This is a genomic window from Mesorhizobium sp. M0998, from assembly GCF_040318885.1.
Classification (GTDB): domain Bacteria; phylum Pseudomonadota; class Alphaproteobacteria; order Rhizobiales; family Rhizobiaceae; genus Mesorhizobium.
The window spans coordinates 21,144-39,520 of the sequence record NZ_JAMYND010000008.1; the positions used below are offsets into that span (position 1 = coordinate 21,144).

At 63.3% G+C, this 18,377-nt stretch carries 17 protein-coding genes; 8 read left to right on the forward strand and 9 right to left on the reverse strand.

The genetic code is table 11. The annotated features are described in order from the left end of the window. Positions 1–154: 154 nt before the first annotated feature. From NKH59_RS09865 to puuE, 4 genes are all read right to left on the reverse strand, one after another. Positions 155–748: a nucleoside deaminase gene (locus NKH59_RS09865; RefSeq protein WP_352469853.1), complete on the reverse strand. Its 594-nt coding sequence runs from the start codon at positions 746–748 to the stop codon at positions 155–157. Beyond that, positions 748–1,251 carry an ureidoglycolate lyase gene (locus NKH59_RS09870; RefSeq protein WP_352767343.1) on the reverse strand — a complete coding sequence of 168 codons (504 nt, stop codon included), beginning with the start codon at positions 1,249–1,251 and terminating at the stop codon, positions 748–750. The genes NKH59_RS09865 and NKH59_RS09870 overlap by 1 nt, the downstream gene beginning before the upstream one ends. Further along, positions 1,248–2,096, reverse strand: a complete 849-nt coding sequence (locus NKH59_RS09875; RefSeq protein ID WP_502895675.1) for a bifunctional allantoicase/(S)-ureidoglycine aminohydrolase — start codon at positions 2,094–2,096, stop codon at positions 1,248–1,250. Before NKH59_RS09875 ends, NKH59_RS09870 begins: the two co-directional genes overlap by 4 nt. A 63-nt stretch (positions 2,097–2,159) precedes the next feature. Next, on the reverse strand, positions 2,160–3,593 hold the full coding sequence (gene puuE, locus NKH59_RS09880; RefSeq protein WP_353021650.1) for an allantoinase PuuE: 1,434 nt from the start codon (positions 3,591–3,593) through the stop codon (positions 2,160–2,162). Positions 3,594–3,766: 173 nt separating this feature from the next. Here puuE and uraH point away from each other — a divergent pair, with 173 nt between their 5' ends. The 4 genes from uraH to xdhC all read left to right on the forward strand — a co-directional run bounded on the left by uraH (position 3,767) and on the right by xdhC (position 9,027). Next, positions 3,767–4,141, forward strand: a complete 375-nt coding sequence (gene uraH / locus NKH59_RS09885; protein WP_352681524.1) for a hydroxyisourate hydrolase — start codon at positions 3,767–3,769, stop codon at positions 4,139–4,141. A gap of 1 nt (position 4,142) precedes the next feature. After that, positions 4,143–5,624 (forward strand): xanthine dehydrogenase small subunit, encoded by a 1,482-nt coding sequence (xdhA, locus tag NKH59_RS09890; protein ID WP_352469858.1) that lies wholly within the window; start codon positions 4,143–4,145, stop codon positions 5,622–5,624. Beyond that, the gene (gene xdhB, locus NKH59_RS09895; protein WP_353021744.1) at positions 5,624–7,975 is read left to right on the forward strand and encodes a xanthine dehydrogenase molybdopterin binding subunit; all 2,352 of its coding nucleotides are present in this window, start codon (positions 5,624–5,626) and stop codon (positions 7,973–7,975) included. Before xdhA ends, xdhB begins: the two co-directional genes overlap by 1 nt. 62 nt (positions 7,976–8,037) lie before the next feature. Beyond that, positions 8,038–9,027, forward strand: a complete 990-nt coding sequence (xdhC, locus tag NKH59_RS09900) for a xanthine dehydrogenase accessory protein XdhC (protein WP_353021747.1) — start codon at positions 8,038–8,040, stop codon at positions 9,025–9,027. Between the two features lie 8 nt (positions 9,028–9,035). On the opposite strand, the gene dps is transcribed toward xdhC, so the two are convergent. From dps to NKH59_RS09920, 4 genes are all read right to left on the reverse strand, one after another. Next, positions 9,036–9,524, reverse strand: coding sequence for a DNA starvation/stationary phase protection protein Dps (dps, locus tag NKH59_RS09905; RefSeq protein WP_352469859.1), 489 nt, complete (start codon positions 9,522–9,524; stop codon positions 9,036–9,038). Positions 9,525–9,672: 148 nt separating this feature from the next. After that, positions 9,673–10,926 (reverse strand): LLM class flavin-dependent oxidoreductase, encoded by a 1,254-nt coding sequence (locus tag NKH59_RS09910; protein ID WP_352469860.1) that lies wholly within the window; start codon positions 10,924–10,926, stop codon positions 9,673–9,675. After that, positions 10,923–11,930, reverse strand: coding sequence for an LLM class flavin-dependent oxidoreductase (locus NKH59_RS09915; protein ID WP_353021653.1), 1,008 nt, complete (start codon positions 11,928–11,930; stop codon positions 10,923–10,925). Before NKH59_RS09915 ends, NKH59_RS09910 begins: the two co-directional genes overlap by 4 nt. A 75-nt stretch (positions 11,931–12,005) precedes the next feature. Beyond that, positions 12,006–12,926 (reverse strand): LysR family transcriptional regulator, encoded by a 921-nt coding sequence (locus NKH59_RS09920; RefSeq protein WP_352452229.1) that lies wholly within the window; start codon positions 12,924–12,926, stop codon positions 12,006–12,008. A 140-nt stretch (positions 12,927–13,066) separates the two neighbouring features. Between NKH59_RS09920 and NKH59_RS09925 the strand changes: the two genes are divergently transcribed. From NKH59_RS09925 to NKH59_RS09940, 4 genes are all read left to right on the forward strand, one after another. Then, positions 13,067–14,284 (forward strand): urate hydroxylase PuuD, encoded by a 1,218-nt coding sequence (locus NKH59_RS09925; protein ID WP_352614357.1) that lies wholly within the window; start codon positions 13,067–13,069, stop codon positions 14,282–14,284. A gap of 1 nt (position 14,285) precedes the next feature. Then, positions 14,286–15,599: a guanine deaminase gene (guaD, locus tag NKH59_RS09930; RefSeq protein ID WP_352830253.1), complete on the forward strand. Its 1,314-nt coding sequence runs from the start codon at positions 14,286–14,288 to the stop codon at positions 15,597–15,599. A 74-nt stretch (positions 15,600–15,673) separates the two neighbouring features. Further along, positions 15,674–16,180 carry a heme-degrading domain-containing protein gene (locus NKH59_RS09935; protein ID WP_353021655.1) on the forward strand — a complete coding sequence of 169 codons (507 nt, stop codon included), beginning with the start codon at positions 15,674–15,676 and terminating at the stop codon, positions 16,178–16,180. A gap of 175 nt (positions 16,181–16,355) precedes the next feature. Further along, the gene (locus NKH59_RS09940) at positions 16,356–17,621 is read left to right on the forward strand and encodes a glycerate kinase type-2 family protein (RefSeq protein ID WP_353021657.1); all 1,266 of its coding nucleotides are present in this window, start codon (positions 16,356–16,358) and stop codon (positions 17,619–17,621) included. Position 17,622: 1 nt separating this feature from the next. Here the strand turns inward: NKH59_RS09940 and NKH59_RS09945 are convergent, their stop codons facing one another. After that, positions 17,623–18,345, reverse strand: a complete 723-nt coding sequence (locus tag NKH59_RS09945) for a UdgX family uracil-DNA binding protein (RefSeq protein WP_280952098.1) — start codon at positions 18,343–18,345, stop codon at positions 17,623–17,625. Positions 18,346–18,377 lie beyond the last annotated feature (32 nt).

Consider the following 18,377-nt stretch of genomic DNA (forward strand, 5'->3'; position numbering starts at 1 on the left):
TGCCATCCCGCAGGGCGGACGTCGTGATTGCCAGCCTGTCGACCGAACCCAACTCGGCCTTGATTGCATCAAGATCGTAAGTGGGTCTGCGTTTCTCCATAACGCAATATGCCACCATAAAGGTGGCAATTCAAGCCATTGAACTTTGCGGCATTCAATTCAGCGGAATGTCGTTTTCGTCCTTGCCGGCCTGATAGGCGCCGGACAATTCGTCATAGCGCGCTGATATTGTGTGGATGCGCGCTTCCAGCCGACCGCGCTCGGGGTCGGGCAGCGAGCGCACCAATTTGCGGATCGAAAAGCTCTTCCAATAGGCATTCTCGGCATTGTAGCCGCCCGGATCGAGGGTGAAGACCTCTTTCAGGATCTTCAAATCATGCGGGATGTCGAAGCTGTCGCGCGAGTCCTCGTGGCTGAACAGATAGAAGAAATTGTCGAAGCCGGTCCAGGTGATCGCCGACAGGCAGAGCGAGCAGGGTTCGTGCGTGGCAAGAAAGATCGCGTCCTTGGTGTCGACGCGTTCGGCTTTAGGCATTTCGTAGAAGCGCTTCAGGCAATGCACCTCGCCGTGCCAAAGCGGGTTTTCGGTCTCGTTGTTGGTTTCGGCAAGCACCAGCGAGCGGTCGTCCTTGCGCAGAATGGCCGCGCCGAACAGCTTATTGCCGTGCGCGACGCCTTCGACGGTCTTCGGCACGATGTCGTGCTCGATGACGTCGAGCAGTCGGTCGATCAGCGAAATGTCGGTCATCATCTAATCCCGTCGGGAAGATCGATCTCGTAGGCGTGCGAGAAATGGCACTCTTCGAGATTGGAGCCGTCGCCGCCGCGGTCGACGACCACAAAATCCTGAACATCGCCGATCGGCGTCAGCACTCCGTGCCACAGATTGCGCGGATAGTTGATGCCTTGCCCGGGCGCGGTGATGAAGGCATGCGGCTCGCCCGGGCCCTCCTCGCCGTCATGGCAGACGACGACCAGGAACGGCCGTGGTGACAGCGGGATGAAGGCCTGGCTGCCAAACGGATGGCGCTCCACCATGGTAAGCTTCAACGGCAGCTCATAGGGCGTGCCACGCACCATCGAGATCAGCACGCGCGCATTCGGCCCTCGTGCTTCCGCCGTGGCGAGGTCATGGTAGCGCTCAGCCTTGCCGCCATTGATCGGATAATGGTTGTCGCCGCCCATATCGATGACGTCGCCGAATTCGGCGAAATTCTCGCGGGTCAGCGGCCGCGCGACGATGCGGGTCATGGTGTGGGTCTCACGACGCCGGCGCTGCCAAGCTTGGCGTGGCGGTTGACGTCCTTATAGAGGAGATAGCGGAATTTGCCCGGCCCGCCGGCATAACAAGCCTGCGGGCAGAAGGCGCGCAGCCACATATAGTCGCCGGCTTCGACTTCGACCCAGTCCTGGTTGAGACGGTAGACCGCCTTGCCCTCCAGCACATAGAGCCCGTGCTCCATGACGTGCGTCTCGGCGAAGGGAATGACCGCGCCAGGCTCGAGCGTGACGATGGTGACATGCATGTCGTGGCGCATGTCGGCCGGATCGACGAAGCGCGTGGTCGCCCATCGGCCTTCGGTACCCGGCATTGGCGACGGCGCGATGTCCTGTTCGTTGGCGAAGAACGCTTGCGGCTGGTCGATGCCGTCGACTGCGTCATAAGTCTTGCGGATCCAGTGAAAGCGGACGGCGGCACCGCTTTCATTGCGCACCGTCCACCCGCTCGCCGGCGGCAGGTAGGCAAAGCCGCCCGGCCTTAAGCTATGTTTCTTGTCGGCAAGCGAAACGCTTAGCTCGCCTTCGACCACGAACAGGGCACCTTCGGCGGCGGCGTCAAGCTCAGGGCGATCGCTGCCGCCGCCGGGCGCGAGCTCGACGATATATTGCGAAAACGTCTCGGCAAAACCCGACAGCGGCCGCGACAGCACCCAGACGCGTGTCCCATCCCAGAACGGCAAGGCGCTGGTGACGATGTCCTGCATCACGCCCTTGGGGATGACGGCATAGGCCTGTGTGAACACAGCGCGGCCAGTCAGCAATTCACTCTGGCCGGGATGTCCGCCCTGCGGCGCATAATAGGTTCGCTCGGCCATTTTCATCATATCCATAAATTCAAGCCTGTTGCGGAAGCCAGGGCCCATGGCGGCAGCCGAAGCCTATTGCGGAAGCATGTCCTTGAGACGAAGCAGCGCGATGCACTCGACCTGTCTGCAGGCGGTTTCGAATTCGACGTCGTGGCTGTTGCCGATACGCGCCTCGAACTCGGCCAGGATCTCCGCCTTGGTCTTTTCTTTCACCGCAATAATGAAGGGGAAACCGAAACTGGTGACGTAGGCGGCATTGAGTTTTGCGAACAGCTCGCGCTCCTTCTCGGTCAACGCGTCGAGCCCTGCCGAAGCCTGTTCCCTCGACGATTCCGCCGTCAGCCGCTTGGCCTGTGCCAGTTTTCCGGCAAGATTGGGGTGGGCATTGAGCACGGCAAACCGCTCGGCCTCGCTGGCCGCGCGAAACACGCGGCAGAGCGCGTTGTGCAGGCCGCCGGCACTGTCATGGGCCGGGCCGAGCTCCAGCTCATAAGCGCGCTCGGCAACCCACGGCGAATGCTCGAAGACGCCGCCGAATGTGTGGACGAAGGCCTCGAATTCCATTTTCGACGGGCGCAGCGCCGGCAACCGGAACGGATGCGTCTCCTGCCAGTGTTTTGCAATGTCGATGCGTCGTGCCAGCCAGACCTTGTCATGCGATTTGACGTAGTCGATGAAGCGCTTCAGTGCCGCGACCCGGCCCGGCCGCCCAACCAGGCGGCAGTGCAGGCCGATATTCATCATGCGCGGCCGCCCTGCCTTGCCCTCGGCATAGAGCATATCGAAACTATCCCTGAGATAGGCAAAGAACTGGTCGCCCGAGTTGAAGCCCTGCGGCGTGGCAAAGCGCATATCGTTGGCGTCGAGCGTGTAGGGGATGACCAGCTGCGGCTTCGCCGACCCGTCCGGTGCGGCATGCTCGAACCAGTAGGGCAGTTCGTCGTCATAGGTGTCCGACACATAGTCGAAGCCGCCCTCTTCCGCCGCCAGCCGCACCGTGTTGATCGAGGTGCGGCCGGTGTACCAGCCGGTCGGCCGCGCTCCTGTCACCTCATAATGCAGCCGGATCGCCGCCTCCATGTCGTGGCGCTCGTCTTCCGGGGGATGGTCGCGGTAGTCGATCCATTTCAGCCCGTGCGAAGCGATCTCCCAGCCGGCCTCCTGCATCGCCGCAACCTGGTCGGGCGAACGCGCCAGGGCCGTGGCGACGCCATAGCAGGTGATCGGCACCTGTGCCTCGCTGAACAGGCGCAGCAATCGCCAGAAGCCGGCTCGGGCGCCGTATTCGTAGATCGATTCCATGTTCCAGTGGCGCTGGCCGGGCCAGGGCGCGGCGCCGACGATCTCCGACAGGAAAGCCTCCGAAGCCTTGTCGCCGTGCAGGACGCAATTCTCGCCGCCCTCTTCGTAATTGACGACGAACTGCACCGCGACATGCGCCCCGCCGGGCCATTTCGGATCCGGCGGATTGGCTCCGTAGCCGCGCATGTCTCGTTCGTAACGCATTCTCGCTCCTGCCGGAAATTGTAATCAGGATAGTCGAAAGGAGTGCCTGCGCATTCCCCCGAAATTTTTGAAAGTGTTTTTGTCGCGCTCCGCTCGACCGGGACTTATGCATCGCCTTTAATTGGCGCACAATTCATGAATAGTGTTCGACCGTTCAGGGAATGGAGCAGCCAGTGGCGGAAACGTCGAAAGCCGAAGGCGGGCGCCTGACGACCCACGTCCTCGACACTGCGGCCGGCAAACCGGCGGCCGGTCTGTCGATCGAGCTCTATCATCTTGACGGTCAGGCCCGGACGCATCTGAAAACGGTCGTCACCAATCAAGACGGCCGTTGCGATGCTCCGCTGCTTGCCGGCGCTGAATTCCGCACCGGCGAATACGAGCTGGTCTTTGCGGCCGGCGATTATCTGCGCGGGCAAGGGACAAAACTGGCGGAACCGGCCTTCCTCGACCATGTGCCGATCCGCTTCGGTATGGCCGAGCCGATGCACTATCATGTGCCGCTGCTTCTGTCGCCGTACGGCTATTCGACCTACCGGGGAAGCTGAGATGGCAGGGATCAAGACACGCAACGAAATCCGCTTCATCCTCAATGGCGAGGACGTCGCGCTCGGCACGGTTGCACCGGACCAGACCCTGCTCGACTGGCTGCGGCTCGACCGCTCGCTGCGCGGCACCAAGGAAGGTTGCGCCGAGGGCGACTGTGGCGCCTGCACGGTGCTGGTCGGCAGGCTCTCCGGTGGAACACTGGTCTATGAAAGCGTCAATGCCTGCATCCGCTTCCTTGGCTCGCTAGACGGCACGCATATCGTGACCGTCGAGCATCTGCGCGGCGACGCAGGAAAACTGCATCCCGTGCAGCAGGCCATGGTCGATTTCCACGGCTCGCAATGCGGCTTCTGTACACCGGGTTTCGTCATGTCGCTTTATGCTCTGTGGATGCGGGCGCCGGAGCCGTCGGACGCCGCCATCGAAAAGGCGCTGCAAGGCAATCTCTGCCGCTGCACCGGCTACGAGGCGATCATGCGCGCCGCACGTGCCATCTCCAGCTACGGCACGGCGGCAAAGGATCCGTTGGCGGCGGAGCGCAAGGCAGTCACGGCCAAGCTCGAAGCGATGAAGGACGGTTCGCGCATCGAGATCGGCTCCGGCAACAAGCGGCTGATCGTGCCGGCCAATGCCGACGATCTGGCCAGCGTACTCGTCAAGGAGCCGGGCGCCACTATCGTCGCGGGTTCGACCGATGTCGGCCTTTGGGTGACCAAGCACATGCGCGATATTGCGCCGGCGGTTTTCATCGGCAATCTCGATGGTCTGTGCGGGATTTCCGAGGACAAGGGCGTCATCTCGATCGGCGCCGGTGTCACCTATAGCGAAGCCTTCTCGACGCTGGCGAAACGCATCCCGGCGCTCGGCCCGCTGTTCGACCGCATCGGCGGCGATCAGGTGCGCAACATGGGCACCATCGGCGGCAATATCGCCAACGGTTCGCCGATCGGCGACACGCCGCCGCCGCTGATCGCACTCGGTGCCCGCCTGACGCTGCGCCGCGGCGACAAGCGTCGAACGATCCCGCTCGAGGAGTTTTTCATCGCCTATGGCAAGCAGGACCGGCAGCCCGGCGAATTCGTCGAGGCCGTGCATGTTCCGGTGCCGGGCAGCGAGACGAAATTTGCCGTCTACAAGATCACCAAGCGCCGCGACGAAGATATCACAGCAGCGCTAGGCGCGTTTTTCCTGAAGCTCGCCGAGCATGGCACGGTGGCGGATGTGCGCATCGCCTATGGCGGCATGGCGGCAACGCCGAAGCGAGCCTTTGGCGTCGAAAAGGCATTGCTTGGCAAGCCCTGGACGGAAGCGACGGTCGAGGCGGCGATGGCCGCGTATGCCGGCGATTTCACGCCGCTAACCGACATGCGGGCAAGCGCCGAATACCGGGCGCTGGCGGCGCGCAACCTGCTGCTGCGCTTCTTTGCCGAAACCACCGGCACCCGGGCGCCGATCCAGGTATCACGGCACGAGGCTGCATGATGAACAAGCACGCCACGCCAAACCTGAAGGCGCAAAAAATCGCCGGCGGCGTCGCCACCGACCAGCGCCATGATTCCGCGCACAAGCATGTCAGTGGCACGGCCGTCTATATCGACGACATGCCGGAACCGGCCGGCACGCTGCACGGCTGCCTTGGGCTTTCGACGGCGACGCATGCCACCATCACCAGCATGGACCTGTCGGCGGTGCGCGCGGCACCCGGCGTCATCGACGTGCTGACGGCGAGCGACGTGCCAGGCGAGAACGACATTTCGCCGACCGGCCGTCACGACGAGCCGGTGCTGGCCGACGGCAAGGTGCAATTCTTTGGCCAACCGATCTTCTGCGTCATTGCCGAAACCCGCGAGCAGGCGCGCCGTGCAACGAGGCTGGCCAAGGTCGAATACAAGGAATTGCCGTTCGTCGCCGATGTCGGTGAGCTCGATCCCCGGAAAGATAAGCTGGTCACGCCGCCGCTGACGCTGAGGCGCGGTGATGCAGCGGCTGCGATCAATGCGGCGCCGCGCCGGCTGAAGGGAAAAATGCGCATAGGCGGCCAGGAGCATTTCTATCTCGAAGGTCATATCGCCTTGGCCATCCCCGGCGAGGACCACGACGTCACCATCTATTCCTCGACCCAGCACCCGAGCGAAATCCAGCACATGGTCAGCCATGCGCTGGGTGTGCCGAGCCATGCGGTGACGGTGGAAATCCGCCGGATGGGCGGCGCTTTCGGCGGTAAGGAAACGCAAGGCAATCAGTTTGCGGCATTGGCCGCTATCGCCGCGAAGAAACATCATCGGGCCGTGAAAATCCGGCCTGACCGCGACGACGACATGATCGCCACCGGCAAACGCCACGATTTCCTCGTCGACTACGAGGTCGGCTTCGACGACCAGGGCAATATTCTGGGCGTAGATTTCATGTTCGCGGCGCGCTGCGGCTTCTCGGCCGACCTCTCCGGCCCGGTCACTGACCGCGCGCTGTTCCATTGCGACAACACCTATTTCTGGCCGGCGGTGCACGCGCAATCGGCGCCGCTCTACACCAACACGGTATCGAACACTGCCTTTCGCGGCTTCGGCGGCCCGCAAGGCATGGTCGGCGCCGAGCGCGTCATCGACGAAGTCGCGTTTGCCGTCGGCAAGGACCCGCTCGAAATCCGCAAGAAGAATTTCTACGGCACCAGCGACCGCAACATCACGCCCTATCACCAGATGGTCGAGGACAACATCATCCACCGCATCGTCGCCGAGCTGGAGGCGAGTTCCGACTATGCGAGGCGCCGCCGCACCATCGGTGCTTTCAATGCCAACAGCCGCTTCATCAAGCGCGGACTGGCGCTGACGCCGGTCAAGTTCGGCATCTCGTTCACCGCCACCCACTACAACCAGGCCGGCGCGCTGGTGCATGTCTATACCGACGGTTCGGTGCATCTGAACCACGGCGGCACCGAGATGGGGCAGGGCCTCTATGTCAAGGTGGCGCAGGTCGTGGCGGAAGAGTTCCAGATCGACCTCGATCAGGTCAAGATCACCGCGACGACGACCGGCAAGGTGCCGAACACCTCGGCCACCGCCGCGTCTTCCGGCTCCGATCTCAACGGCATGGCGGCGCAGAATGCCGCCCGCCAGATCAAGGACCGGTTGATCAATTTCGCCGTCGAGAGATACCAGGTACCGCGCGACCAGGTGCTGTTCTTGCCCAATCGCGTGCGCATCGGAAACCAGGAGATCGCCTTCGCCGATCTCGTCAGGCAGGCCTATATGGCGCGCATCCAGCTTTCGGCGGCGGGTTTCTACAAGACGCCGAAAATCCATTGGGACCGCGACAAGGGCGAGGGGCATCCCTTCTACTATTTCGCCTATGGCGCCGCGTGCTCGGAAGTCTCGGTCGATACGCTGACCGGCGAATATGTCGTCGAGCGCACCGACATCCTGCACGAAACCGGCCGCTCGCTGAACCGCGCCATCGACCTCGGCCAGATCGAGGGCGGCTTCATCCAGGGCATGGGCTGGCTGACGACGGAGGAACTGTGGTGGGACGACAAGGGGCGGCTGCGCACCCATGCGCCATCGACCTACAAGATCCCGCTCGCGTCGGACCGGCCGAAGATTTTTAATGTGACTTTGGCCGACTGGGCGCAAGCAGGCGAGCCGACGGTGTACCGCTCCAAGGCGGTCGGCGAGCCGCCCTTTCCGCTCGCAATCTCGGTGCTGCATGCGCTGTCGGACGCAGTGGCGAGCGTTGCCGGCCACAAGATCTGCCCGCGCCTCGACCCGCCGGCCACGCCGGAGCGTGTGCTGATGGCGATCGAACGGCTGAAGCGGGAAGCCAAAACCGGCATTTGAATCCCGGAAAACGTGCAATTCAGGCCGAAAAACTCTATATTTCCCGATAGGGAACGCAAATGATGAACGCGAAAGTGCAGAGCCTGAAAGCCTTTCTTGCCGGCGCCGGCCGGGTCGCCTTCGTTGAGGTGGCCCGGACAAAAGGTTCGACGCCGCGCGAGACGGGTGCCTTCATGCTCGTCTCAGGATCGGCCACTTTCGGTACGATCGGCGGCGGCCAGCTCGAATACATGGCGATCGACAAAGCGCGACAGATGCTTTTCTCCCCCCTTGAGGGGGAGATGGCCGCGGAGCGGCCAGAGGGGGTCGTCTCAGAAGGTACCGCCAGCGCGTCGAGCACTGCCGCCGCGACCCCACCCGGCGGCTTCGCCGCCACCCTCCCCTCAAGGGGGAGGGATATCCGCGCCACCCTCGACATCGCGCTCGGCCCGGACATCGGGCAGTGCTGCGGCGGCAGGGTCGAGCTGCTGATCCAGCTAGTCGACCCCGCGCTTGAAGCCAAGCTGGTTGCGGCGGCGGAAACCGAGGAAGCGCAGCGACCGCATGTCTACATCCTCGGCGGCGGCCATGTCGGCCAGGCGCTGGCCTCCGCGATGGCCTTGCTGCCGGTGCATGTCGTCGTTGTCGAGACGCGAGCCGAGGCGCTCAAAGGCATGCCGGAAGCGGTCGAAACCAAGCTGACGCCGATGCCTGAGGCGATGGTGCGCGAAGCCCCGGCTGGATCCGCCTTCGTCGTCCTTACACATGACCACGCGCTGGACTTCCTGATCGTCGCCGAGGCTCTGAAACGCCGGGATGCCGCCTATGTCGGCATGATCGGCTCCAGAACCAAGAAGGCGACGTTCCGAAACTGGTTCCTGAAATCGGCGGACGGAAGCGAGGCGGAATTTGCCCACCTCGTCTCGCCGATCGGCGGCGATGCCGTTAAGGACAAGCGCCCGCAGGTGATCGCCGCACTCGCCGTAGCCGAGATTATGACAGCGTTGGCCGGCCATGCGGCGGCACCGTTCGCTCAGTCCAAAGCCCCTCACCGCAAGGCGATGGCTGGCTGACGTTTTGGCTATTCCTTCTCCTGCGTGTGCGCCTCAAGGAACCACAGCAATTTGTCGAGCGAGCGTGAATAGGCGGTGAAGATGTCGGCGGTGTCGGCATCGCCCGCGCCGGCCGCCTCGTCGATCGCCGCGCGTGCCCGCTTGGCGGTTGCGGCATAGCGGTCGATCAGCGCCGCCAGATGATCTCGGGTCTTGTGGATGTCGGTCGGATAGGCCTCGAGCATAGTCGCCTTCGACACCTCTTGCGATGTGCCGAGCGCCGTCCCGCCGAGCTGTACGGCGCGCTCGGCAATGGTGTCGACATGGCCGTCGAGCTCCTCGCGGAATGTGTCGAGCATCTCGTGGATGGCGATGAATTGCGGTCCCTTGACGTTCCAGTGCGCCTGCTTGGTGATCAAGGCCAGATCGATGGCGTCGGCGAGGCGGGCGTTGAGAAGATCGATACACTCTTTCTTGGCGTTGGATTGCAGGTCGTTGCGGGTGGCGATGGCATCCATGATCGGCTCCTGTGGCGGTTGCGTCCGCGTGGTTTGAAAAGAGGGCGAAGTTTGGGATGGTCAATCGAATATGCGCGCAGACGCCCTCATCGCCGCGCGGCACAGCATCCCAAAACGGCGATCTCCGACTTTCGTTCCGCTCGTCGTTTTACGCCGGCGTTTTCAAGCCCAGATGGTCGCGCAGCGTGCTGCCTTCATAATCCTTCCGGAAAAGCCCGCGCCGCTGCAGCTCCGGCACGACAAGCGTGGCAAAGGCTTCGAGTTCGCCGGGAAAATAGGATGGCATGACGTTGAAACCGTCTGCCGCGCCGCCCTCGAAGCGTGCCTCGAGCTGGTCGGCGATCTGGGCCGGAGTTCCGACGACGCGCCAATGACCGCGCGCGCCGGCGAAATGACGGGCAAGCTGGCGAATGGACAGCTTGTCGCGGCGGGATTGCTCGATGACGAGCGCCTGCCGGCTCTGCATGCCTTGGCTGGCCGGCAGCTCGGGCAGCGGTCCGTCGATGGGATAGCGCGCGAGATCGGATATGCTGAGATAGCTGGAAAGCAGCGCGACACCGACATCGTCCGGTATCAGCTCCTGCAGTTCATCATGTCTTGCCCGGGCTTCCGCTTCGCTTGCCGCGACGACCGGCGCGACGCCGGGCATGATCTTGACGTCCTCCGGCTCGCGCCCATGGGGCGCCAGCCGTCCCTTGAGGTCGTCGTAGAAGGCCTTTGCCTCCTCGAATGTCTGCGCCGCAGTGAACACCACATCGGCGGTCCGGGCGGCAAGATCGCGGCCCTCATCTGACGCTCCCGCCTGAACCATGACCGGTGCACCTTGTGGCGAGCGCGGCAGATCGAGCGGGTCGCGCACCGAAAAACTTCTGCCTTCGTGTCCACCCTGGCCTTGCCAAAGGCCAGCAACCACGGCAGCGAATTCGCGCGCGCGTTCGTAGCGGTCCGCATGCGGGCGCAGTCCGGTCGAGCCGAAATTGGCGGCCTCGATCTGGCTGGCGGAAGTGACAAGGTTCCAGCCGGCACGCCCGCCGCTCAGATGGTCGAGCGACAGGAAGGTTCGCGCCAGCCCGTAAGGCTCGTTATAGCTCGTCGACGCCGTTGAGACGAGGCCGATGCGCTCCGTCTGCACCGCGAGCGCCGCAAGCAGGCTGATCGGCTCGAAGCCGATCGAGCGTGAGGTCTGGCTGGCGATATCGACATTGGCCTCACGCACGCCGGCGGCGTCCTCGCAGAAGATCATGTCGAACTTTGCCGCTTCCGCCGTCCGCGCCAGCTGGATGTAATGATCGATGTCGATGCCGGCCGTGACATGCGCCTGCGGATGACGCCAGGCGGCGATGTGGTGGCCTGTCGCCCACAGGAAGGCGCCGAGCTTCATCTGCCGTCGACCGGTACTCATTGCCGATCCTCCCCGGCAAGTCCGAGATGGGAGCGAAGTGTCGCCCCGCGGTAACCAGGCCTAACGAGGCCGCGGCGGCGAAGGCCCGGCAGCACGCAATCAACGAAATTGTCGAGCGCTACCATCCGCGGCATGAGAATGTTAAAACCGTCACAAGCTGTGGAGCGAAAGCACTCTTCGAGCCGATCCGCAAACACGTCCGGGGCGGCGGCTATTTCGGCAACCGCGACAACGTTCATCAGCACTTTCAGCGCCTCCGGCCTGCGCCCGAACGCAAGCGCACGGCGCTTCAGATCGTCAGCCCAGTCGATCGATCGCTGGTCCCGCAGGACAACATCGGCGGTGCGGGCGGCAGTATCCATGTCGGGCTCGGACAGGCCGGACATGACCAGCACCGGCGTGTCCTGCGGCGACCGCGCCACGTTGAGCGGCCCGCGCACGGAAAAATATTCGCCCTTGTGGTCGAGAAGGTGCATCTTCTCGGGATCGAAGAAGCGGCCGCCAACTTTGTCGAACAGCAGCGCGTCTGCGTCCCAGCCTTTCCACAAGCCTTGCACGATGCCGATGAATTCCTCGGCGCGCAGGCGGAAATCGTCGCCGGAAAACCCTTCCGGCCGGCTGAAATTGGCCGCCTCGCGCGGGTCGGGCATCATGCTCGCGTTCCAGCCGGCGCGGCCATGGCTGATGATATCGAGCGAGGCGAAACGGCGCGCGAGATTATAGGGCTGGTGGGCGACCGTCGACGCGGCGGCGACGAGGCCGATCCTGCTTGTCACCGTCGCCAGCGCCGCCACCAAGGTGGTTGCTTCGAAGCGCATTTGCCGGTTCGGCCAGCCTGCAACCGGTGCGGAATCGCCCAGCAACACCATGTCCAGACCGGCCGCTTCGGCTTCTTGCACGAACCGCGTCAGCAGACTGAAGTCCGGGGCGGCGTCGGGCGGATGGGAAGGGGCGGCTTCCGGAGACAGTGAAACGGCGAGACACATTGTGGCGCCGTTGGCCATCGCTTTTCCCTGTTGAGCGAGATTCCTTGAGAATTATCTCGCCGGCTGGACGGAAAGCAACCAGCCAGCCGACGATCATTTGCCGGCCAGAATATCCCTGATCAGCCGCTGGCAGCGCTCGGCCATGAAATCGAGCAGCAGCCGCACCTTCGGATCCTGCAGCTTCTTGTGCGGGTAGACGGCGGCGAACTGCACCGGCGTCGGCGGCGTGTTGCTCAGGATCACCTTCAGCCGCTGGTCGCGGATAAACGGCTCGACCTCGAAGCGCGGCTTGTTGATGATGCCGCGGCCGGACAGCGCCCAGCCGGTCAGCACGTCGCCATCATCGGTATCGTAGGGGCCGTGCACCTCGAACTTTTGCGGCCCATTCGGCGTCTGCAGTGTCCAGACATATTCGCGCGCGCCGGAATAGCGCAGCATCAGGCAATCGTGTTTCTTGCCGATCAACTCCTGCGGCTCGGTCGGCTCGCCGCGCACGTCCAGATATTGCGGAGCCGCTACCAGCACGCGTTCGCAGTCCATGATGCCGCGCATCCTGAGGCTGGAATCCTCGATGATGCCCAGCCGGAACGCAACGTCGATGCCTTCCTTCATGATATCGACATTGTGATCGGAAAGCCGGAGCCGCACCTCGATATCTGGGTACCTGTCGTGGAAATCCGGGATTCCGGATGCTACCAGCCGCCGCCCGAGGCCGAGCGGCGCTGTCACCTTTATGGTGCCGCGCGGCTGGCCGGATAGCGCGCTGACCGCCGCTTCCGCCTCGGTGACCGCCTCCAGCACCTGCTTGGCGCCAGAGTAGAACACCGTGCCGTGCTCGGTCGGCATCAATTGTCGCGTCGTGCGGTTGAACAGCCTGACGCCCAGGTGCTTCTCGAGCTCCTTGATCCGGTTAGAGGCGACCGCGGGCGAAATGCGCATGTCGCGCCCAGCCGCCGACAAATTGCCGAGCTCGACGACGCGGACGAAAACGGCGATGTTGTCGAGATAGGCCATGCGGCTTCCGTGGCTCTCATGTGGCTGCGTATGATCAGCCTAGTATTTTCCAATTTTTTTTGAAAGTCATCGTGCAGCTCGGCCCTTTCCGTTTGCGCTCCAGTCCGTAAAGTCAGTGGATCGGCAGGGACGATTTTTTCATGATGGATTTCGCGATATTTTGGGATTGGCTGAGTTTCGCCGTGCGCTGGCTGCACGTCGTCACCGGTATCGCCTGGATTGGATCGTCCTTTTATTTCGTCGCGCTCGATCTCGGGCTGCGCCAGCGTCCGGGCATGCCTGCCGGAGCCTTCGGCGAGGAATGGCAGGTGCATGGCGGCGGCTTCTACCATGTGCAGAAATATCTGGTGGCGCCGGCTGAGATGCCCGAGCATCTGACCTGGTTCAAGTGGGAATCCTACGCCACCTGGCTGTCGGGCTTCGCCATGCTGTGCGTCGTCTACTATGCCGGGGCGGACCTGTTCCTGATCGATCCGAATGTCCTTGCCATGTCGGTGCCTACAGGCATCTTGCTGTCGCTGGCGACGATCGGCGTCGGCTGGGTGGTCTACGATCTCTTGTGCCGTTCGCCGCTCGGCAACAGCGACACCGGCCTGATGCTGGTGCTGTATGGGGTGCTGGTATTCATGGCCTGGGGACTGACCCACCTGTTCACCGGCCGCGCCGCCTTCCTGCATCTCGGCGCCATCACCGCGACGATCATGTCGGCCAACGTTTTCATGGTCATCATCCCCAACCAGAAGATCGTCGTCGCCGACCTGATCGCCGGCCGTAAGCCCGATCCGAAATACGGCAAGATCGCCAAACAGCGCTCGCTGCACAACAATTACCTGACGCTGCCGGTTTTGTTCCTGATGCTGTCGAACCATTATCCGCTGGCGTTCGGCACAGAGTTCAACTGGGTCATTGCCTCGCTGGTGTTCATCATCGGCGTGCTGATCCGGCACTATTTCAATACCAGGCACGCGCGCAAAGGCAATCCGACCTGGACCTGGCTGGCCGCCGCCGTCCTGTTCGTCGTCATCATCTGGCTGTCGACGGCACCGAAGCTGCTGACCGGCGAGGTCAAAACGTCCTCGGCGGCACAGGTCTACGTCGCCTCGGCGCATTTTCCCGCCGTGCGTGATACAGTGCTTGGCCGCTGTTCGATGTGCCATGCGGCGGAGCCGTCCTACGAGGGCATTTACCACGCGCCTAAGGGCGTGATGCTCGATACCGATGCCGGCATCGCCGAGCACGCCGGCGAGATCTACCTGCAGGCCGGACGCAGCCACGCCATGCCGCCCGCCAACGTCACCCAGATCACCGACAAGGAACGGGCACTGCTGGTAGCCTGGTTCGAAGGCGCGGGGAAATAGCATGACCAGCACGCTGCTGCGCGGCCGCACGCTGTCGTTTTTGCGCTGGCCAGAAACCATCGACGACCATTCCGCCTGGCGCTACGAGCAAGATGGCGGCCTGCTGATGCGCGACGGAAGGATCGTTGCCGCTGGCGCCTATGCCGAGGTCGAGAAAAAGGCGGGCGAGGGAACAAAAAAGATCGACCACAGGCCACATCTGCTGCTGCCCGGGTTCATCGATGCGCATGCACATTTTCCGCAGATGCAGGTCATCGCTTCCTTCGGCGCCGAACTGCTCGACTGGCTGAACACCTACACTTTTCCGGAAGAGACCAAATTCCAGAACGCCCAGCATGGCCGCCGTATCGCCAGGCTGTTCCTGGATGAAGTGTTGCGCCACGGCACCACGACAGTCGCGGCCTATTGCTCGGTACACAAGGAATCTGCCGAAGCGTTCTTTGCAGAGTCGCACGACCGCAACATGCTCAACATCGCCGGCAAGGTGATGATGGACCGCAACGCGCCGGACGGCGTGCTCGACACGCCGCAATCGGGCTATGACGACAGCAAGGCGTTGATCGATGAGTGGCACGGCAAGGGGCGCCAGCACTATGCCATCACGCCGCGCTTCGCCATCACCTCGTCGCCCGAGCAATTGGAGATGGCGGGCGCGCTCTGCCGCGAATATCCTGATCTGCACATGCAGACGCATCTGTCGGAAAACCACGCCGAGATCGCCTTCACGCAGCAATTATACCCGCAGACGCGGGACTACACCGACATCTACGAACACTATGGGCTGCTCGGGCGCAGAAGCCTGTTCGGCCATTGCATCCACCTGTCGGAGCGCGAGGCGGATGCGCTTTCGGATAGCGGCTCGGTGGCGGTGTTCTGCCCGACCTCCAACCTGTTTCTCGGCTCGGGCCTGTTCGATTATCAGCGCTATAGCCGCCGCGAGAAGCCGCTTCGCATCGCCGCAGCCACCGATGTCGGCGGTGGCACCAACTATTCGATGCTGCGCACCATGGACGAGGGCTACAAGGTGATCGCGCTGAACGGCGAGAAGCTCAATCCGTTCCAGTCCTTCTGGCAGCTGACCCGCGGCAATGCCGAGGCGCTGTCGCTTGCGGAAAAGATCGGCACCCTGGAGGAAGGCAGCGACGCCGATATCATCGTGCTCGACGCCCGCGCCACGCCGGCGATGCGGCTGCGGGTGGAGACGGCGGACACGCTCGCCGAGGAATTATTTCTGCTGCAGACACTCGGCGACGACCGCGCCGTGCGCGAGGTCTATGTCGCCGGCCGGGCGGCCAAGGCGGATATAGCGGTTTAGCCGTCGTATGCGGCCGGCTTGACCGGGCGGCAGCCATCCGCCAAAGCAACAGGCGAGATCGACAGGGGAACGACATGGCCGTTGCGGACGACATCGCTCTGATCAAGAAACAGGAAGCCACGCTTGTCTTTTCGGCCTTCGACGAAGCCGTCGCTTTCGAGATCGGCTCGGCGATCCGCGACCGGGCTCTCAAGGAAAACCTGCCAATCATCGTTGATATCAGAACTTTCGACCGGCCGCTGTTCTATGCGGCAATGCCCGGCTCGAACGCCTCCAATCCGGACTGGGCGCGGCGCAAGATCAACGTCGTGCGGCGGTTCCTGAAAAGCACCTACCGCATTGTGCTGGAGCAGCAGCGCCCCGACCGCAGCTTCAAGCCCGGCGAGGGGCTGGACATTGCCGACTATGTGCTGGCCGGTGGCGGCTTTCCCATCACTGTCACGGGCGCTGGCGTCATCGGCGTGATCGCCGTCTCCGGTCTACCGGAGCGCGAGGACCACGGAGTGGTCGTCGATACGCTGTGTAGCTACTTGGGCGTCGATAACCAGGAGTTGCTCCTGCCGCCAGAAGCAACATCGTGACGTTGGCGCTGCCCCTCATCCGCCTGCCGGCACCTTCTCCCCGCGTAGTGACGGGGAGAAGGGAAACGCTCCAACGCTGGCGATACCCTCTCCCCGTCTCTATACGGGGAGAGGGTAAGGGTGAGGGGCAGCGCAAACGCCGCAGAAGCTCGCACAGCGTCCGTGGTACCTCAGTATGACCGCGCTCGATCCCAAGTCCTTTCTCATTTCGATCTTCAACGCCGCCGTTGCCGCCGCCGATCCCCAGAGGACGATCAAGGATCATTTGCCGGCAAGGCCGAAGGGCCGGACCATCGTCATCGGTGCAGGAAAAGGCTCGGCGCAGATGGCGGCGGCTTTCGAGAAAGTGTGGGACCGGCCGATCGAAGGGTTGGTCGTCACCCGCTACGGCTATGGCGCGGCCTGCCGGCGCATCGAGATCATCGAGGCGGCGCATCCGGTGCCGGATGGCGCGGGGCTCGAAGCTTCCCGGCGGCTGCTCGAAAAGGTCCAGGGACTGACTGCGGACGACCTCGTCGTGGCGCTCATTTCGGGCGGCGGCTCGGCGCTGCTGCCGTCACCTGCCGAAGGTCTGACGCTGGCCGATGAGATCGCCGTCAACGAGGCGCTGCTCGCCTCCGGCGCGCCGATCGCCGCGATGAACACCATCCGCAAACATGTTTCCACGATCAAGGGCGGCAGGCTGGCGGCCGCTGCCTATCCAGCCAAGGTGGTGTCGCTGGTGGTCTCCGACATTCCGGGCGATAACCCGGCGCTGGTCGCTTCCGGCCCGACCGTTCCCGATTCCGGCAGCCGCGAAGATGCATTAGCGTCGATCGCCGCCTTTGACATGAAACTACCGGCTTCAGTGATGGCGCACATCAATTCGCCGGCCGCCGATGCACCGCTTGTCGATGATCCGCGTTTTTCGCGCAACGAGGTACATCTGATCGCCTCGGCCGGCGTATCGCTGGAAGCGGCTGCGGCCGAAGCCAGGTACCAAGGTATCGAAGCGGTCATTCTCTCCGATTCCATCGAGGGCGAGGCGCGTGAGGTCGGCGGCGTCCACGCTGCAATCGCGCGCGAAGTGGCGACGCGCAACCGGCCATTCGCAAAACCGGTGCTGATCCTGTCGGGCGGCGAGACGACCGTGACCTTGCGCGCGAAAGGCAAAGGCGGCCGCAACTCGGAATTCCTGCTCGCCTTCGCCATTGGGATCAGCGGCATGGCGGGCGTCCACGCACTGGCCGCCGACACCGACGGCATAGACGGTTCGGAAGACAATGCCGGCGCCTTCGCCGACGGCTCGACAGTGTCGCGGATGCATAAGGCGGGCATCGATGCCAAGGCCATGCTTGCCGGCAACAACGCCTGGACGGCATTCAATGCCGTAGATGACCTTTTCGCACCCGGTCCGACCGGCACAAACGTCAACGATCTCCGGGCGATATTGATCAAATAGCTCAGGCGGCCATCAGCTTTTTCACCGCTCTCATATCCTGCAGGAACCGGTCGCGTTCTGCCTGCTTGTCCGCCGGCTCGCGAATGCGCAGGATGAAGGACGGGTGGATGGTGACGAAGACACGCAAGCCATCGTCGCGCTCCACGACGGCCCCACGCATCTTCATGATCGGCACCACCTTGCCAAGCAGCGCCTGCGCCGCCGTTGCGCCGAGCGCCACCGCCAGATTGGGCTTGATCAGATCGATTTCCTTGTCGAGCCACCAGCGGCAAGCCTGCACCTCGCCGGCGTTCGGCTTGGAGTGGATGCGCCGCTTGCCTCGCGGCTCGAACTTGAAATGCTTGACCGCGTTGGTGACGTAGACTTTCAGCCGATCGACGCCGGCATCGTCCAGGATCGCGTCGAACACCTTGCCCGCCGGACCGACGAAGGGCTTGCCCGCCAGGTCCTCCTGGTCGCCCGGCTGTTCGCCGACGAAGATCACCTTAGCTTTATCAGGGCCCTCACCGAACACGGTCTGCGTGGCGTCGTGCCATAGCGGACAGCGGCGGCAGATCTTGGCCGTTTCGCGCAGTTCAGGAATCGTCCTGGCGTCGATTTCTGTCGTTTCCGGAGACTTGCTTGCAGGCAAGCGTCTTGCCTGCACTTTGGCATGGTGCGGCGTCGGGGTTGTCTGCATCCTGGCGATCATGACTAAGGCGGCCTTGCTCGCTCCTGCAATCAGACACGCAATGAGCAAAGCCCGCCGAAGGTTCC

Coding starts and splice junctions, on each gene's coding strand:
- xdhC (WP_353021747.1), top strand. CDS start 8,038: ATGAACGCGAAAGTGCAGAGCCTGAAAGCCTTTCTTGCCGGCGCCGGC.
- NKH59_RS09940 (WP_353021657.1), top strand. CDS start 16,356: ATGACCGCGCTCGATCCCAAGTCCTTTCTCATTTCGATCTTCAACGCC.
- xdhA (WP_352469858.1), top strand. CDS start 4,143: ATGGCAGGGATCAAGACACGCAACGAAATCCGCTTCATCCTCAATGGC.
- NKH59_RS09870 (WP_352767343.1), bottom strand. CDS start 1,251: ATGACCCGCATCGTCGCGCGGCCGCTGACCCGCGAGAATTTCGCCGAA.
- NKH59_RS09915 (WP_353021653.1), bottom strand. CDS start 11,930: ATGGCCAACGGCGCCACAATGTGTCTCGCCGTTTCACTGTCTCCGGAA.
- puuE (WP_353021650.1), bottom strand. CDS start 3,593: ATGCGTTACGAACGAGACATGCGCGGCTACGGAGCCAATCCGCCGGAT.
- NKH59_RS09935 (WP_353021655.1), top strand. CDS start 15,674: ATGGCCGTTGCGGACGACATCGCTCTGATCAAGAAACAGGAAGCCACG.
- NKH59_RS09920 (WP_352452229.1), bottom strand. CDS start 12,926: ATGGCCTATCTCGACAACATCGCCGTTTTCGTCCGCGTCGTCGAGCTC.
- guaD (WP_352830253.1), top strand. CDS start 14,286: ATGACCAGCACGCTGCTGCGCGGCCGCACGCTGTCGTTTTTGCGCTGG.
- NKH59_RS09865 (WP_352469853.1), bottom strand. CDS start 748: ATGACCGACATTTCGCTGATCGACCGACTGCTCGACGTCATCGAGCAC.
- NKH59_RS09910 (WP_352469860.1), bottom strand. CDS start 10,926: ATGAGTACCGGTCGACGGCAGATGAAGCTCGGCGCCTTCCTGTGGGCG.
- NKH59_RS09925 (WP_352614357.1), top strand. CDS start 13,067: ATGATGGATTTCGCGATATTTTGGGATTGGCTGAGTTTCGCCGTGCGC.
- xdhB (WP_353021744.1), top strand. CDS start 5,624: ATGAACAAGCACGCCACGCCAAACCTGAAGGCGCAAAAAATCGCCGGC.
- NKH59_RS09875 (WP_502895675.1), bottom strand. CDS start 2,096: ATGGCCGAGCGAACCTATTATGCGCCGCAGGGCGGACATCCCGGCCAG.
- dps (WP_352469859.1), bottom strand. CDS start 9,524: ATGGATGCCATCGCCACCCGCAACGACCTGCAATCCAACGCCAAGAAA.